Origin of the sequence: Bacillus sp. FSL R5-0654, assembly GCF_038008745.1 — a bacterium.
Classification (GTDB): Bacteria; Bacillota; Bacilli; order Bacillales; family Bacillaceae; genus Bacillus; species Bacillus safensis.
This window is the reverse complement of sequence record NZ_JBBOZV010000001.1, coordinates 1,771,973-1,787,845: the sequence shown is the minus strand read 5'-3', so window position 1 is coordinate 1,787,845 and position 15,873 is coordinate 1,771,973. Positions and strand designations below refer to the sequence as shown.

The 15,873-nt window shown below is 40.2% G+C and carries 21 protein-coding genes; 8 read left to right on the top strand and 13 right to left on the bottom strand.

Annotated elements, in window-relative coordinates; all coding sequences use genetic code 11:
- Positions 1-87: 87 nt before the first annotated feature.
- Positions 88-429 (bottom strand): winged helix-turn-helix transcriptional regulator, encoded by a 342-nt coding sequence (locus NSS76_RS08930; protein ID WP_024425154.1) that lies wholly within the window; start codon positions 427-429, stop codon positions 88-90.
- 122 nt (positions 430-551) lie between these two features.
- On the opposite strand from NSS76_RS08930, the gene NSS76_RS08925 reads away from it, so the two are divergent.
- On the top strand, positions 552-1,133 hold the full coding sequence (locus tag NSS76_RS08925) for an NAD(P)H-dependent oxidoreductase (RefSeq protein ID WP_073205741.1): 582 nt from the start codon (positions 552-554) through the stop codon (positions 1,131-1,133).
- Between the two features lie 227 nt (positions 1,134-1,360).
- Here NSS76_RS08925 and NSS76_RS08920 read toward each other — a convergent pair whose 3' ends face one another.
- The gene (locus NSS76_RS08920) at positions 1,361-1,930 is read right to left on the bottom strand and encodes a sugar O-acetyltransferase (RefSeq protein ID WP_122631423.1); all 570 of its coding nucleotides are present in this window, start codon (positions 1,928-1,930) and stop codon (positions 1,361-1,363) included.
- 225 nt (positions 1,931-2,155) lie between these two features.
- Here NSS76_RS08920 and NSS76_RS08915 point away from each other — a divergent pair, with 225 nt between their 5' ends.
- The 3 genes from NSS76_RS08915 to NSS76_RS08905 all read left to right on the top strand — a co-directional run bounded on the left by NSS76_RS08915 (position 2,156) and on the right by NSS76_RS08905 (position 4,029).
- On the top strand, positions 2,156-3,337 hold the full coding sequence (locus NSS76_RS08915; protein WP_024425151.1) for an MFS transporter: 1,182 nt from the start codon (positions 2,156-2,158) through the stop codon (positions 3,335-3,337).
- A gap of 187 nt (positions 3,338-3,524) precedes the next feature.
- Positions 3,525-3,860 (top strand): hypothetical protein, encoded by a 336-nt coding sequence (locus NSS76_RS08910; protein ID WP_176967404.1) that lies wholly within the window; start codon positions 3,525-3,527, stop codon positions 3,858-3,860.
- 43 nt (positions 3,861-3,903) lie between these two features.
- Positions 3,904-4,029, top strand: a complete 126-nt coding sequence (locus NSS76_RS08905; protein ID WP_254966705.1) for a hypothetical protein — start codon at positions 3,904-3,906, stop codon at positions 4,027-4,029.
- Between the two features lie 53 nt (positions 4,030-4,082).
- Here NSS76_RS08905 and parC read toward each other — a convergent pair whose 3' ends face one another.
- From parC to NSS76_RS08885, 4 genes are all read right to left on the bottom strand, one after another.
- Positions 4,083-6,521 carry a DNA topoisomerase IV subunit A gene (gene parC, locus NSS76_RS08900; protein WP_024427093.1) on the bottom strand — a complete coding sequence of 813 codons (2,439 nt, stop codon included), beginning with the start codon at positions 6,519-6,521 and terminating at the stop codon, positions 4,083-4,085.
- Between the two features lie 2 nt (positions 6,522-6,523).
- The gene (parE, locus tag NSS76_RS08895) at positions 6,524-8,491 is read right to left on the bottom strand and encodes a DNA topoisomerase IV subunit B (protein WP_024425148.1); all 1,968 of its coding nucleotides are present in this window, start codon (positions 8,489-8,491) and stop codon (positions 6,524-6,526) included.
- Between the two features lie 417 nt (positions 8,492-8,908).
- On the bottom strand, positions 8,909-9,322 hold the full coding sequence (locus tag NSS76_RS08890) for a CoA-binding protein (RefSeq protein WP_024425147.1): 414 nt from the start codon (positions 9,320-9,322) through the stop codon (positions 8,909-8,911).
- Positions 9,273-9,401, bottom strand: coding sequence for a hypothetical protein (locus NSS76_RS08885; protein ID WP_254966706.1), 129 nt, complete (start codon positions 9,399-9,401; stop codon positions 9,273-9,275). The genes NSS76_RS08890 and NSS76_RS08885 overlap by 50 nt, the downstream gene beginning before the upstream one ends.
- Before the next feature lie 75 nt (positions 9,402-9,476).
- Here NSS76_RS08885 and plsY point away from each other — a divergent pair, with 75 nt between their 5' ends.
- Both plsY and NSS76_RS08875 read left to right on the top strand, forming a co-directional pair.
- Complete coding sequence (plsY, locus tag NSS76_RS08880) at positions 9,477-10,058, top strand: glycerol-3-phosphate 1-O-acyltransferase PlsY (protein ID WP_024425146.1); 582 nt, start codon at positions 9,477-9,479, stop codon at positions 10,056-10,058.
- 97 nt (positions 10,059-10,155) lie between these two features.
- Positions 10,156-10,443: a HesB/YadR/YfhF family protein gene (locus NSS76_RS08875; RefSeq protein WP_024425145.1), complete on the top strand. Its 288-nt coding sequence runs from the start codon at positions 10,156-10,158 to the stop codon at positions 10,441-10,443.
- Positions 10,444-10,482: 39 nt separating this feature from the next.
- On the opposite strand, the gene NSS76_RS08870 is transcribed toward NSS76_RS08875, so the two are convergent.
- The 7 genes from NSS76_RS08870 to acnA all read right to left on the bottom strand — a co-directional run bounded on the left by NSS76_RS08870 (position 10,483) and on the right by acnA (position 15,278).
- A complete protein-coding gene (locus NSS76_RS08870; RefSeq protein ID WP_149126618.1) occupies positions 10,483-10,794 on the bottom strand; it encodes a hypothetical protein in 312 nt (103 codons plus the stop codon).
- A 3-nt stretch (positions 10,795-10,797) separates the two neighbouring features.
- Positions 10,798-11,220: an acyl-CoA thioesterase gene (locus NSS76_RS08865; RefSeq protein WP_341081814.1), complete on the bottom strand. Its 423-nt coding sequence runs from the start codon at positions 11,218-11,220 to the stop codon at positions 10,798-10,800.
- A gap of 107 nt (positions 11,221-11,327) precedes the next feature.
- Positions 11,328-11,570, bottom strand: a complete 243-nt coding sequence (gene tlp, locus NSS76_RS08860; RefSeq protein WP_341081811.1) for a small acid-soluble spore protein Tlp — start codon at positions 11,568-11,570, stop codon at positions 11,328-11,330.
- A 13-nt stretch (positions 11,571-11,583) separates the two neighbouring features.
- On the bottom strand, positions 11,584-11,727 hold the full coding sequence (locus NSS76_RS08855; RefSeq protein ID WP_008357830.1) for an acid-soluble spore protein N: 144 nt from the start codon (positions 11,725-11,727) through the stop codon (positions 11,584-11,586).
- A 51-nt stretch (positions 11,728-11,778) separates the two neighbouring features.
- Positions 11,779-11,904 (bottom strand): FbpB family small basic protein, encoded by a 126-nt coding sequence (locus NSS76_RS08850; RefSeq protein ID WP_003211002.1) that lies wholly within the window; start codon positions 11,902-11,904, stop codon positions 11,779-11,781.
- 74 nt (positions 11,905-11,978) lie between these two features.
- Complete coding sequence (locus NSS76_RS08845) at positions 11,979-12,482, bottom strand: TlpA family protein disulfide reductase (protein ID WP_024425141.1); 504 nt, start codon at positions 12,480-12,482, stop codon at positions 11,979-11,981.
- A gap of 66 nt (positions 12,483-12,548) precedes the next feature.
- Entirely contained in the window at positions 12,549-15,278 is a 2,730-nt protein-coding gene (gene acnA / locus NSS76_RS08840) for an aconitate hydratase AcnA (protein WP_341081809.1), read from the bottom strand.
- Positions 15,279-15,498: 220 nt separating this feature from the next.
- Here acnA and sspO point away from each other — a divergent pair, with 220 nt between their 5' ends.
- Positions 15,499-15,645 carry a small acid-soluble spore protein O gene (sspO, locus tag NSS76_RS08835; RefSeq protein ID WP_024425139.1) on the top strand — a complete coding sequence of 49 codons (147 nt, stop codon included), beginning with the start codon at positions 15,499-15,501 and terminating at the stop codon, positions 15,643-15,645.
- Between the two features lie 16 nt (positions 15,646-15,661).
- Entirely contained in the window at positions 15,662-15,808 is a 147-nt protein-coding gene (locus NSS76_RS08830; RefSeq protein WP_003211331.1) for a small acid-soluble spore protein P, read from the top strand.
- Positions 15,809-15,873: the final 65 nt, after the last annotated feature.

Here is a 15,873-nt window from a genome sequence, read left to right as displayed (position 1 = left end):
GTTCTAAGAGTATCTCAAGAGAGATGCTCTTTTTTTGACTGAATGTACACCCTTTTGCCTAAAAGTACAATTTCACTCAACGTCTAACTATTTTTTCATTTGTTCTTCACCCCAATAGCAAATCGCATCTAATACAGGGATCAATGATAATCCCTTTTCCGATAAACTATATTCTACTTTTGGAGGCACTTGAGGATATTCTTTACGATTAATTAACTGATCTGCTTCAAGTTCTTTTAGTGTATTGGTTAATGTTTTAAAAGAGATTGCCCCAAGCATTCGTTTCAACTGATTATAGCGAATAGGCGCATTGTTTGCATATAAAGCATACAGTACCGTCATCTTATATTTCCCACCAATTAATGATAAAGTGTACCCAAATCCAGTTTCTTTTAGATCAGCATGAGCTGTAAAGGATTCTTTTGTCATTTTACACTCTCCTTAAGGTTAGTATCGCACTTTAATTACCGTACTTGTAGTACGTTATAGCATACAATAAAATGAATGTACATCAAAATATGATGAAAATAACAAAAAAGGGTGAATGAATCATGAAAACAATTGTCTATGCACATCCTTGGGATGGAAGCTATAATCATGCCATTTTGACTTCCATTACAGAAAATCTAGAAACAAAGAGAGAACCATTTCAAGTGATCGATTTATATAAAGATGGGTTTAATCCCGTTTTTTCAGCTGAGGAATTGAAGTATTTTCATAAAGGAGAAACGCCTGATCAATTAGTTAAGGATTATCAAAAGAAATTAAGTCAGTCAACTGAATTAATATTTATATTTCCTGTCTGGTGGTGGGATTTACCTGCAATTTTAAAAGGATTTATTGATAAAGTCATGTTAAGAGGTTTCGCATTCTTGGAAGATAAAAACACTGGGGCTTTAAAAGGTTTATTGACAAATATTAAAAAAACAACCGTGATCTCAACATCTACAACAGATAAGGATTATATAGAATCTGAAGGTGGGAATGCGATTCAAAGCGTTTTTATTAACAGAACTCTTGCTGACTTGGGAATTAAAAATGAAGACACCAAATGGATTCATTTTTCGAGAGTTAACTTAACAACAGATGAAAAGAGGAAAGTATTTTTAAACGAAATATCCCAAAGTATTTAATTTACTGTAGCAGCCAATAAGGAAAGACACAACCTTTACGACTGATCTAATTTATTGAGAAGGTGGTAGAGGTTGTGAAATTAAATATCGACACTCAAATATGTATTCTCTTTTTTAGTTTACATAATATATATTCTAGGAAGTTAAACAAACATTGAATTTCTCTTGTCTCAAAATTAAGTATACTTATCTTATTGAGACAAAATAGGAAAAATCAAAATCCAACGTTATTCGCCAGATTTTGATTCATCAAGATATTTAATGATTTTCGCAGGATTTCCGCCAACCACCACATTTGCTGGAACATTTTTTGTCACAACGGCACCAGATGCAATGACAGCATTGTCGCCAATTGTGACACCTGGATTAATAATAGCACCGCCGCCAATCCATACATGGTTTCCAATGGTGACTGGTTTGCCGAATTCAATGCCTTTTGCACGTTCTGTCGGGTCAAGCGGGTGTCCAGCCGTATAAATATGTACATTCGGACCTAATAAACAATGATGTCCAATGGTAATTTTACAAACGTCTAATAACACTGCATCAAAATTCGCAAAAAAATGCTCACCAATCTCGATATTGTATCCGTAATCGCACTGCAGTCTTCCTTCAAAAACGACATCATTTCCGCAAGCGCCTAATAATTCCTTTAAAATGGATGTTCTTTTTTCTTGCTGATTGGTTTGCTGATATGCGTATGTCAATTGTCTCGCTCTTTCACGATCTGCGATCAGTGTTTGGTCACTAGATACATAATGTTCTCCTTGGATCATTTTTTCCTTTTCACTTTTCATGTTGATCTCCTCCTCCCTTCTATTTAAATTGATGCGATATGATTACATCCTACCGCCCCCTTTATGTTTATTTTACCTTCTCATCATAACAATTGGGAAGGAATGATTTCTTTTGACTAGAATTGACCTTGTTCCTCCAGCAAGTTATTTACGAATCAGCAAGTCTCATTTATAATCGAGTAGATTTGTTCAATAACATATATATCTTTAAATGTGAGGGATTAGATGGAATTAAAGTGGTATAAAGCAATTATTGTGATCTTTACGATGTCTGGGATCTCCATTTCTACATGGTTTTCTCGGACACCGGAAGTGAGAGATTTATTACAAGCAAACACAGGAACAATGGGACTTATTTTACTCGGTTTATCCGTTGGTTCAATTGTTGGGCTTGTTCTTTCAAATGTATTCGTCCGCAAAAAAGGCGGCCGAGTGGCGATTGTGATCAGTGCTTTTTTGATGTTCCTTGGATTTACTACTCTTGCCATTGGTTCAACACTCTCTTCTATCTTTGTCGTCACTTCTGGTCTTTTTCTTTTTGGCGCAGGCTCTGGCATGTGCAATGTAGCGATGAACTTAGAAGGAACAGAGATTGAGTACAGCATCAAGAAAACCATTCTGCCTATATTGCACGCTTCCTTTAGCATTGGGACTTTAATTGGAGCAGGTGCTGGTATTCTTTTTATCCATTTAGGGGTTTCTGTATTGATACACCTTCTCGCTATTGCTCTTCTGCTTTTCCTCAGCATATTGATTTGTACACGGTTTATTCCGCACGGGACAGGAAAGGATCAGCATGAGAAACAGTCCGATACAGTTGAGCCTACTCAAACGGCATGGTTGAACAAACGAACAATATCTCTTGCGATGATCGCCTTATGTCTTGCGTTTGTCGAAGGCTCGGCCAATGATTGGATTCCACTTGCAATGGTGGATGGCTACCAAGTTTCACATTCCATGAGTACAGTCATCTATGCTTTGTTTTTGTGTGGCATGATTAGCGGCAGACTGATCAGCGGACGTTTGATCGATCGCTTTGGCAGAGTATTATTGCTAAGAGTTGCGATTTTATCAGCAGCTGCCGGCCTATTCTTAGTCATTTTGAAGATTTCACTTGTTGTATGTATGATATCAATCTTTTTATGGGGACTTGGCGCATCTTTAGGCTTTCCGCTGACCATCTCTGCAGCTGGCGATGATAGCCGGTACGCTGTCAAACGCGTTAGTATTGTGACCTTATCTGGTTACACAGCCTCCCTTTCCGGTCCTCCTATTTTAGGGCTGCTTGCCAATCAGGTTGGACTCCTTCATGCCTTTATCTTTGTTCTATTTGCCATATGTATTGCAGGAATCTTTACTAAAGCTGTAGCAAAACCACATTCATTACAAGCGACTAAAAGTGTCTGATCCTTTGTGATCATGGCACTTTTTTAAAATTTAAAAAATAAAATTGAAACCTTTCATGAAGTGAAACAGTCCTATAGATGTCGTGATGTTTATCGCTTTTTTAAAGAGGGAAAGTAAAAAAATAAGACTTTTCAAATAACTGAAAACGTGGTAAGATCATGAAAATAACCAGGAAGGGGTGAGAAAAATGAAAAAAAATATGCTATTAAAATTAGGTGTTTTATGCATAGCACTTGCAAGTTTTCATTTGTTCTCAATGCCTCATTCCGTTCAGGTATACCATCATGCTAAGGTGGTTGCCGATCAAGAATCACATGAAATGAAAATCGTCCAGACAATGGGCGATGAAAAGAAACAAAAACATGTGAACGCAGTATTTGCCGCATTTACAGCACTGCTGATTATTGGCAGTATGACAGCTGGATTTGCACGCCTCACTCATACTGATCGATTTGACCGGAAAAAGAAGCATTTACTTGCAGTGTTCTATCAATCTTCTTATTTCCGACAAGCTCGTGTTTAACCCAACCATCTAAATCAAAACAAAAATTGGGAGGTTTTACACGATGTTATTTTTCTTAAGAATTTTCATTCTAGGTCTTTTCTCTGTCACTTCACTTTCTCTTTTCGTCTACCAAGGAATTGAAGTAGTGCACGCCATTACAAGCATGTTTGGCAACCACGAGAGCTAAATGACCCGTATATAAAAGAAACCCCCTGCCAGTCGCAGGGGGTTTTCGTTTGCTTATTTATTATCATCTGGTGCAGGTTCAGGTGTCAGAAGGACATGAGTCACTTCTCCCTGCTCTTCCTCATCTACAATAAATGATCCATTGCTATAGCGGTCATTTGCTCTTAAAGTAGAAATATCAAGTGGAATCGTTGTACCTTTTTCGGTATCTATCTCAAGTGTATCGTGCAGCGCTGCAGCGATCACAGCCACAATACGGTGCGGGTTTTTCTTTAATTCTCTCAGCATAAGAACTCCGCGTTTCGCTCTTGATGTTTTATCAAATTCAGAGAGGTTCATTCGCTTTACAGCCCCTCTTTGTGTCGTGAGCACAAGGACATCGTTTTTCGGATCAATGATCTGGCCAGAGACTACCTCGTCCCCTTCCTTCAAGTTGATTCCTTTGACGCCGGCCGCTCTCGGTCCAACAACACTTACTTCTTCTTCATCAAACCACAAACCGTAACCATTTTTCGTTGCAATAAACAATTCCTGCTGTCCTGTTGTGACATGAACATCAACGAGTTCATCGTCACCTTTTAGGTTTAAGGCAACAAGCGGTTTCGAATAACGCTGCGCTTTATATTGAAGAAGCTCTGTTTTCTTCACCATTCCGCCTTTCGTAAAGAATAAAAGATATGAAGTTTCATCAAATTCTTTTATTGGAATGGCTTTTTGAATTGATTCCTCGCGATCAATCGAAATGATATTCGTAATATGCTGCCCCATGTCTTTCCAGCGTATATCTGGCAGCTGGTGAACAGGACAATAAATGTAGCTTCCTTTATTCGTAAACAGCAGAAGAACATCCGTTGTATTCATTTCAAACTGATGAATCAAACGGTCAGTATCCTTCATGCCAAAGTCCTTACCGTTAGAAGCAGCATAGGAGCGCTGGCTTGTCCGCTTAATGTAACCATCCTTCGTGACTGTGACGTATACATCCTCTGATGCGATCATCACTTCAAGGTTAATCTTAATTTCTTCGATTTTTTCCTCGATGACGGATCTTCTCTCATCAGCATATGTCTTTTTGAGTTTTTTCAGGCTGTTTGTAATGACCTTCAGCAGCTTTTTCTCGTTCGCTAAAATGTCTTCAAGCTCTGCTATGCGCACATCTAGCTCTCTTGCTTCGTCTCTTAATTGCGTAATATCTGTATTCGTTAAACGATATAACTGGAGTGAAACAATCGCTTCTGATTGTGCTTCTGTAAAGTCATATTTCGCCATCAAGTTGTTCTTTGCATCACGCTTATCATTAGAGGAGCGGATGGTGGCAATAACTTCATCTAAGATGGAAAGTGCCTTAATTAAGCCGTCGACAATATGGTGGCGTTCCTTCGCTTTTCGAAGCTCGTACGCTGAGCGGTTCGTCACCACTTCTTTTTGATGGGCAATATATGCATCTAGTACAGTGGTGAGCGTCATTAATGTCGGTCTTCGATTATGTATCGCTACCATATTAAAGTTATATGGGATTTGCAGATCTGAGTTTTTATATAAGAAATTCAGCACACCATTTGCATCTGCTTCTTTTTTCAGCTCTACTACGATTCGAAGCCCAGTACGGTCTGTCTCATCTCGGACCTCTGAAATGCCTTCTACTTTTCTTTCAATTCGGAACTCGTCCATCTTTTTGACAAGATTGGCTTTATTCACTTCGTAAGGAATTTCTGTGATCACGATTTGCTGGCGTCCGCCGCGGATGGTTTCAATCTCCGCTTTGCCTCGAATCATAATCTTTCCTTTTCCTGTTTCATACGCCTTCTTAATACCGTCTACACCTTGAATGATACCGCCTGTTGGGAAATCTGGCCCTTTGATGACCGTCATTAAATCCTCAACCGTACAATGCGGCTGTTCGATTCGTTTAATAACGCCATCAATGACTTCTCCCAAGTGATGCGGCGGGATATCTGTGGCATACCCAGCTGAAATCCCTGTTGATCCATTCACGAGGAGGTTTGGGAACATCGCTGGTAATACAACGGGCTCTTTACTTGTATCATCAAAGTTTGCGACAAATTCGACCGTTTCCTTGTCTAAGTCCTTTAAAAGCTCTGAAGCAATAGCAGACAGCCTTGCTTCCGTATAACGCATGGCAGCAGGCGGATCACCATCGATACTCCCGTTATTCCCATGCATCTCAATCAGTACATTTCGTACTTTCCACTCCTGACTCATTCTTACCATCGCTTCATAAACAGATGAGTCTCCGTGGGGGTGATAGTTACCAATCACGTTACCGACTGTTTTAGCGGCTTTACGGAAGTTTTTATCCTGCGTATTTCCTTCTGCATACATCGCATATAAAATTCTTCGTTGTACAGGTTTTAGTCCATCACGTGCATCTGGAAGCGCACGGTCTTGGATAATATATTTACTATAGCGGCCAAAGCGGTCGCCGATTACTTCTTCTAATGGTAAATCATGAAATCGTTCTTGTTGTGCCATGTTTAAACCTCCTCAGCTAGCGACAAGTTTTCATTTTCAAGAATGTTGCTTTCCTCATCAAGTCCAAAGGCTACATTCTTTTCAATCCATTTACGGCGTGGTTCTACTTTGTCACCCATTAGAGTTGTGACGCGGCGTTCCACACGTGCAGCATCATCAATTTTGACCCTGACAAGTGTTCTCGATTCTGGATTCATTGTCGTTTCCCATAGCTGGTCGGCATTCATTTCACCTAACCCTTTGTAGCGCTGAATCGTGTACCCTTTTCCAACTTTCTTCAATACGTCATCCATTTCTTCATCAGACCATGCGTACTCAATGATTTCTTTTTTCCCTGAGCCTTTGCTGACTTTATATAAAGGCGGGAGTGCAATAAACACTTTGCCATGCTCAATCAGCGGCTTCATATAGCGGTAGAAGAATGTTAAGAGAAGCACTTGAATATGCGCTCCATCCGTATCCGCATCTGTCATGATCACGATTTTGTCATAATTGATGTCTTCTACATTAAAATCGACACCGACGCCTCCACCAATTGCATGAATAATGGTGTTGATTTCTTCGTTTTTGAAAATATCAGCAAGCTTTGCTTTTTCTGTATTGATGACCTTTCCGCGCAGCGGCAGCACCGCCTGGAATTTACGGTCGCGCCCCTGTTTTGCTGACCCGCCCGCTGAGTCACCCTCTACTAGGTATAGTTCGTTTCTTGCTGGGTTTCTAGATTGGGCAGGTGTTAATTTTCCGCTCAGCGTGGCTTCAGACTTTTTCCGTTTCTTGCCGCTCCTTGCTTCTTCACGGGCTTTTCTAGCAGCCTCTCTTGCCTGCTGCGCTTTAATCGCTTTTTTCACGAGAAGAGTGGCTGTTTCCCGGTTTTCTTCAAGGAAATACGCAAGTTTTTCAGAAATAACAGCATCAACAGCTGAACGTGCCTCACTTGTCCCAAGCTTTCCTTTTGTCTGCCCTTCAAATTGAAGCAGTTCTTCAGGAATTCTGACAGAAATAATTGCAGACAGTCCTTCGCGAATATCAGTACCTTCTAAATTTTTGTCTTTTTCTTTTAAAAGAGCGACTTTGCGAGCATATTCGTTAAAGGCTCTCGTCATGGCCGTTTTGGCACCAGACTCATGTGTTCCGCCATCTTTTGTTCTGACGTTATTAACGAAGGAAAGGATATTTTCCGAATAGCCATCATTAAATTGAAAAGCAAAATCTACTTCAATGGACTGATGCTCTCCTTCAAATGAGACGACTTCACTCAGAACATCTTTTTCTTCATTTAAATAAGCAACAAAGGCTTCAATGCCTGTCTCATAATAAAACGTTTCTTGTACATCATGCCGTTCATCGATCAGCTCTATTTTTAACCCTTTTAATAAAAAGGCAGATTCTCTTAAACGCTCTGATAATGTATCGAAATTATAGGTCGTAACACTGAACATAGTAGGGTCAGGCTTAAAATGAATCAGTGTTCCCGTTTTTTTCGATTTTCCGATTTTTTCGAGTGATGTGACAGGTTTACCGCCGTTTTCAAAGCGCTGATGATAAATAAATCCGTCACGTTCAATTGTGACAGTGAGCCATTCTGACAGCGCGTTCACAACAGATGCCCCAACTCCGTGAAGTCCACCACTTGTTTTATATCCGCCTTGACCAAATTTTCCGCCTGCGTGCAGGACCGTTAAAATGATCTCAGGTGTCGGTTTTCCAAGCTTATGCATACCAGTAGGCATTCCACGCCCTTTATCTTGGACGGAAATGCTGTTATCTTTATGTATTTTGACAATGATATGATCTCCATGGCCAGCGAGCACTTCATCGACAGAGTTGTCTACAATCTCATAGACAAGGTGATGAAGACCGCGCGAATCCGTAGATCCAATATACATCCCTGGACGTTTACGGACCGCTTCAAGCCCCTCTAGCACCTGAATAGAATCATCGTTATAATCTACTTGCTGCTTTTTAACCAAATGCTTAATCCCCTTTCACTAACAAACATAACCGGCTAATCATCAAATGATCTCTCTAGATTTTAATGATGATCATGCTGCTCATTACTGTCCACTTTAATAAGCTGCATCATCATCATGCATGTGTCATTCACCAATACATGCTCTTTTGCACAGCTATGAGAATCATTCTACATTCTGCAATCAGAACTAGAAGTCCATTATAAACAAGACTGTTTCATAAGCCAAATGCAATCATATGATGGTTTTATCAAAACAGAACAAATGTTCTATATTGATCTTATCGCTCTTTTTCTCGATATGCAAGGCCGCCGATATGTCCCTGTCGCCTTATTTTATCGCTTTCTTTCAGAATCGCAAATATATTTCTGCAACAAAAAAGCAAAAATCCTTGAAAAACCAAGGATTTTTGACGATTTAATGAGTTTTTGTCATCGCATGAGCCACCTTGATACATAAATCCATGATGGCGACCTTGCCATTTTCCTCAATCAGCCTTTTCGCTTCTTCGTGATATATGCCTTGCTGCGCCCAAAAAACAGGTGCGTCTATTTCGAGAAACTCTTCTGCCACCTCTGGTAAAAACTCTGAACGTCTAAAGACATTGACGATATCAACAGGCTCTTTTATATCTTTTAAAGAAGCGACTGCTTTCACACCGAGTGCTTCATCGATCGTTGGATTCACTGGGATCATCTCATACCCGGCATCCTGCATCGCCTTAGACACCATATAAGACGTCCGGTGCGGCTGATCTGATAATCCAACAACAGCAATTCGTTTACTGCTTTTTAATATACGGCCGATTTCTTCTTTCGTAGGATTGTTCATCAAGACACTCCTTTTCCTCCATTTTAGCGAATTTCTGCTTAAAAACAAAGCCGAATCCATCTGCTTTCGATTTTTTCAAAAAAAGTTCCCCATGTTTTTCACAAGATCATGTTAAAATGTAAGACAAGAGGGAGAATATAAAGGAGTTATGCAGATGTTAATTGCTTTGATGTTTATTTTGGCTTATCTTCTCGGCAGTATTCCATCCGGTCTCATTGTCGGGAAAGCTGCAAAGGGTATCGATATCCGTGAACATGGCAGCGGAAACCTAGGTGCGACGAATGCATTTCGTACACTTGGCGTAAAAGCAGGGTCTATTGTGATTACTGCTGATATCCTAAAAGGGACGCTTGCTTCAGCTTTACCGTTTTTCATGCAGCTGGACATCCATCCCTTATTAGCAGGAGTTGCTGCTGTTATCGGTCACAGCTTTCCTGTCTTTGCAAAATTTAAAGGGGGAAAAGCAGTCGCTACATCAGGCGGTGTGCTGCTATTTTATGCCCCATTCCTATTTATCACGATGATCGCTGCTTTTTTCTTATTTTTATACATTAGTAAATATGTTTCACTATCATCTATGCTGACCGGGATCTATACATTCATTTACAGCATATTCACCAAAGACCTATTCTTAATCATTGTTGTTGCCGTTCTTGCTGGCTTTGTGATCTACAGACACATCGCCAACCTCAAACGAATTCTCAACAAAACTGAACCGAAAATCAAATGGCTCTAGCCGTTTCATCCATTTAAATATGTGGTAAAAGTAAAGAAAAGCTGTTTTTGCATCCTGCATTTTAAAAACAGCATGACTTCAAAAAGGGGCGATCACATTGAAATTAACGATAAAAGAAGATGCACTCAATTGGTACAAGGATGAATTAGATTTAGAAAAAGGTGATCAAGTTCGCTTTTTTGTGAGATATGGCGGGTGCAGTAATGTACAAAAAGGCTTTTCTCTCGGCGTCGCAAAAGATGAACCTCAAAATGCCGGCGCAACCGCTGAAATAGAAGGTATTACTTTCTTTATTGAGGAAAGTGATATTTGGTACTTTGACAACCATGATCTGCATATTGATTATAACGAGTCCGTGAAAGAACCAGAATTTCATTATGAATAAACAAAAAAGATACCTCATCCCTCGGGTATCTTTTTTGTTTTACACTTCAATATACAGCCCATACTCCTGAATCTTCCCTAAAGATCGTTCCTTTTGCAGAATTCTTTTTTGCGGCTCACCGATCAAGTCAAAATGAGGAAACCCTTCGCGGTCATGAATCCATTCTTTTTTTAGTCCATGTCTTTCTCCCCACTCAACTAACCGCTTCATATCCTGACAGGCTGCTTTTGTGACAGTATTGGCATTTGGAAAACGGTCATCGAGCCAGTAGTGTGTTAAAAAAGCAACTTTTCCTTGCTGGACAGCTGATTTCCAAGCGTTTAAATCGCTTCGTTTAATACCAAAAGCCATAAATTAAACCTGCTTCTTCGACTGTTCATATACTTTATGCCAGGCAGGAAAGGCTTTTCTAAATTGAATAGGTCTAAAGGTGTCTTTATCCACACATATATGTGAGGTTGTCCCTGTAATCGCTGTTTGTCCATCAGGTTTTTGAATTTCATAGCCATACACCGTTTTGAGACCATTATATTCTTCAATCCATGTATGAACGGATGCTGTTTCACCATACAGCAATGGTTTTTTATATTGAACCTGCAAGTCTATCACAGGTGCAAGAGCACCATCTGCTTCTAGCTGCGCATAGGAAAACCCTAATTCTTTAATCAATGCTGTTCTGCCGACTTCCATCCAAATTAAATAATTGGCATGATACACGATGCCCATTTGATCTGTTTCTGCATAACGGACTTCTATTTCTTTTTTGGATACATACACGTTTTCATCGCTCTCCTATCAAAACCTAAGGTCTGTCTCTGCCATTTTACCACATTCCAAATGGTTCTTCTAAAAAGAGGCAATAAAATAAACCAGGAATCCCTGGTTTATTCGGTATAACCATTCTTTCTTGCCGCTTCTTCGTCCTTGATCTCAGAACGCATCGCGTCAATACTCATTTTGCGGTTTTCGTTTTTTTGTTTGATCATTTGCTTTTCTGAATCTGTCGAAAGGGACATCGCTGCTTCAGATTCATCGATATTGTCAAGTGTGTTCTCGATCATATCTTGCAGCTTTTCAACATTATCAGAACGATCATCTGGATTGGATTGATAGGACTTGTCATTCATCACGATTCCCTCCTTATTCGCCCTTCGTCTGTATCACATCAGGCTGTTCATTTGATTTATTATGCATCTTTTTACCTTTATTCCGTTTGTATGCTACAGGTTTTGTCCCTAAATGGTCTGGTGTAAACTGCGCTTGTTTATCATGCTCTCTACCCATTATTCATCCCTCCCTCTTCTTTAGGATGAACGAAAACGGATAATTCATAACTTATTTCTGTCTAAATCGCTCTTCCAACTTTTCTTCAAGCTGGTTTAAAAATTCCTCATTGCTTAATAATTCTTTTTTATTTTCAAGCACAAGCTCTTCAAATGTGCGTCGTTTTCTTCTTCTCATTTTCACTCACCTCCATATATGTATGATTACATTTTCGCCAAAACATTTAGAAAATAAGCAAAAGAGCTGAATCATTATAGATCCAGCTCTTTTTCAATTTCTTTTTTTGTCAGCATTTGATGCTTCACAGACATGATGCGTCCTTTTTCATCTAATATGTATGTCGTTGGGTATGAAAGCACCTGATATCTTGCTTGAATGCCTTTTTGGTCCAATAAAACAGGAAAGCTCACCTTTAATTCTTTTGTGAATGCTGCCACATGATCCACACTCTTTTCAGTGGTCGTTAAATTCACCGCTAGTACTTCAACTTGGTCATTTTCGCTCCTAATCGCGTCTAGATCCGGCATTTCCGTCCTGCACGGCTTACACCATGTCGCCCAGAAATTGACGAGCACCTTTTTCCCTCGGTAATCAGATAACGAGGCGGTTTTGCCGTCAAGGGTTTTCAGTTCAAAATCAGGGGCTTGATCCCCTTTTTCAAGACCGATTGCGGGCTCTTTTGGCCCAAATAAATTCCACGCAAGTAAACCAATCAACACAAGTAAAACAGCGCTTGCCATTCCTTTTTTCCACATGATTGATCCTCCACTATTTTAAAAAAGAAGAGAAAGCTGTTGGATCGCCTTCTCTTCTTTGCTGTATTAGTTGCTTGCCAATTTTTCGCGAAGTACCATTTGAAGGATACCGCCATGACGATAGTAGTCAATTTCGACTTCACTGTCAAAGCGAACCACCACTTCAAACGTTTTCTCGTTTCCATCTGTGTCAATTGCTTTCACAGTCACGAGATCACGTGGACGAACTGTTTCGTCAACATGAACTTCAAATGTTTCTGTTCCTGTTAGACCATGAGTTTCTGCACTTTCTCCATCTTTAAACTGCAGAGGAAGTACGCCCATGAAGACAAGGTTACTTCTGTGGATACGCTCAAAGCTTTCAGCTAGAACAAATTTAATTCCAAGAAGGTTTGTTCCTTTAGCAGCCCAGTCACGTGAAGAACCCATTCCGTAGTCTTTACCTGCTAAGATCGCAAGACCTGTTCCATCCTCTTTATAACGCATGCATGCATCATAAATCGATGTCACTTCACCAGTTGGCCAGTAAGTTGTATAACCGCCTTCTGTTCCTGGTGCAATTTGGTTCTTAATACGGATGTTTGCAAAAGTACCTCTCATCATGACATGGTGGTTACCACGGCGAGATCCATATGAGTTAAAGTCTCTAGGCGATACGCCTCTTTCTTGCAAGTATTTGCCCGCCGGTGTGTCCTTACCAATCGCTCCAGCAGGAGAAATATGGTCAGTTGTGACAGAGTCACCGAACTTCGCAACGACGCGCAAGCCTTTAAGCGGTTCAACTTTACCAGGTTCAACTGATAGGTTTTCAAAGAATGGCGGGTTTGCAATGTATGTGGAATCTTCATCCCATTTATACAATGCATCATCCGTCGTTTTAATTTCATTCCAGCGGTCATTGTTGTCAAAAACAGTTTCATACTCTGAACGGAATAGCTCAGGTGTGACAGTGCTCTTAACGACGCTGTTGATTTCATCCATTGATGGCCAAATGTCATTGAAATAAACGTTCTCGCCATTTTTATCGACACCGATAGGATCTTTTGTTAAATCAATATTCACCGTACCAGCAAGTGCATAAGCCACAACTAATGGTGGAGATGCAAGGTAGTTCCCTTTCACAAGCGGGTGAATACGACCTTCAAAGTTACGGTTACCTGATAAAACAGAAGTGATCAGCAGATCATTTTCAGAGACTGCATCTTCAATTTCTTTCTCAAGCGGTCCGGAGTTTCCGATACATGTTGTACAGCCATATCCAACAATGTTAAATCCGAGGTCTTTTAAATATGGAAGAAGTCCCGAATTCACAAGGTACCCTGTTACAACTTTAGAACCCGGCGCTAGTGACGTTTTCACATAGTTCGGCACTTTCATACCAAGCTCACTTGCTTTCTTCGCAACAAGACCTGCTCCGATTAACACGTACGGGTTCGATGTATTCGTACAGCTCGTAATCGCTGCAATCGCAATCGCACCTGTCTTCATCACAGCTTTTTCACCGTTTGCAAGATCAAATTCGATTTGTTTATCAAGCTCCGATTTATCTAAGCCAAACCCTTGGTTACCAGCTGGGCTTTCGATGTGTTTATGGAACGTCTCTTTCATTTGAGAAAGTGGAATCAAATCTTGTGGACGTTTAGGACCAGATAAGTTTGACTCAATTTTAGAAAGATCAATTTCCACAATATCAGTAAAAATTGGTTCTTCTGCATCTGGCGTATAGAATAAGCCATTTGCACGAGAATATTCTTCAACAATATTAATTTGCTCTTCATCACGTCCAGTAAGGCGCAGGTAAGCAAGCGCTTCTTCATCTACTGGGAAGAATCCGCAAGTAGCACCGTATTCTGGCGCCATGTTCGCAATGGTTGCACGATCTGCTAACGGCAATTGTGCAACACCAGGTCCGAAGAACTCAACGAACTTGTTCACTACGCCTTTTTCACGAAGGACTTGTGTGACTTTTAATGCAAGGTCAGTTGCAGTTGTTCCGTTTGGAAGCTCTCCAACTAATTTAGCACCAATCACTTCTGGTACTGGGAAGTATGAAGGCTGACCAAGCATACCAGCTTCCGCTTCGATACCGCCAACGCCCCATCCAAGTACACCGATACCGTTAATCATCGTTGTATGAGAGTCAGTTCCAACTAATGTATCTGGGTAAGTGATGATCTCGCCATCTTCTTCAATCGCATGAACAACACTTGCAAGATACTCTAAGTTCACTTGGTGAACAATTCCTGTTGCAGGCGGAACAGCTTGGTAATTGTTAAACGCTTTCTTTGCCCAGCTAAGGAAGTTATAACGCTCTGCGTTACGTTCGAATTCTAAATCCATGTTAATGTTTAATGCATCTTCAGTTCCAGCTTTATCAACTTGTACTGAGTGGTCAATCACAAGGTCAACTGGAATTTCAGGGTTGATTTTATCCGGGTCCCCGCCTACATCTGCCATTGCTTTTCTTAAAGAAGCAAGGTCAACGACAGCTGGTACACCCGTGAAGTCTTGTAAAATAACACGAGAAGGTTTAAACGGAACATCAATTTCTTTTACCTCGGCAGTTCCCCATTTTGCCAAGTTTTCAACATGTTCCTTCTTGATCACTCTACCGTCTACTTGGCGAAGCACTGATTCTAAAAGTACCTTAATGGAATAAGGCAGCTTAGAAACATTTCCGATTCCTTGTTTCTCTAGTGCTTCTAACGAATAATAGTGATACGTTTTCCCATTTGTCGAAAACGTTTTTCTAGATTGAAAAGCGTCTTGTTTAGCGACTTGCTGCTGTTTCGACATGTCCAAAATCCCCCTTTTGATGATCAAGATCAATTTCAATTCTCAGAAAAATCGTCGTATTTCACCACAATTTTCTCACAATTTCATCTTAAAACAAATTCATACATAAGTAAATAACAATGCTTTTATTAAATTCAATAAGTTTAACTTATCATTAGGAAATGATTACTCTTCATAAACGAAGCGGGGCGGGCTCATACTACAAATGAGGTGATAGAACATGACAAAACGCAAAGCGAATCATGTCATGAATGGCATGAACGCAGCCAAAAGCCAGGGTAATGGCGCAGGCTATACGGAAGATGATCAGCTCGTTTTAACAGAAGAACAAAGGCAAAACAATAAAAAACGTAAAAAGAATCAATAAGAAGGAGCCAAACATCATGACGAATAAAAACACAGGGAAAGACATCCGTCAAAACTCTCCTAAGGAGCATCAAGGCGGTCAGCCTGAGCCGTTATCAGGCAGTAAAAAAGTGAAAAACCGCAACCATACAAGACAAAAGCACAATTCTCATCATGATATGTAATTATTCCCCTCTCATCCCGTGACCACACGGGATGTTTTAGGTCTTTCACACATTTCCATTTTCAT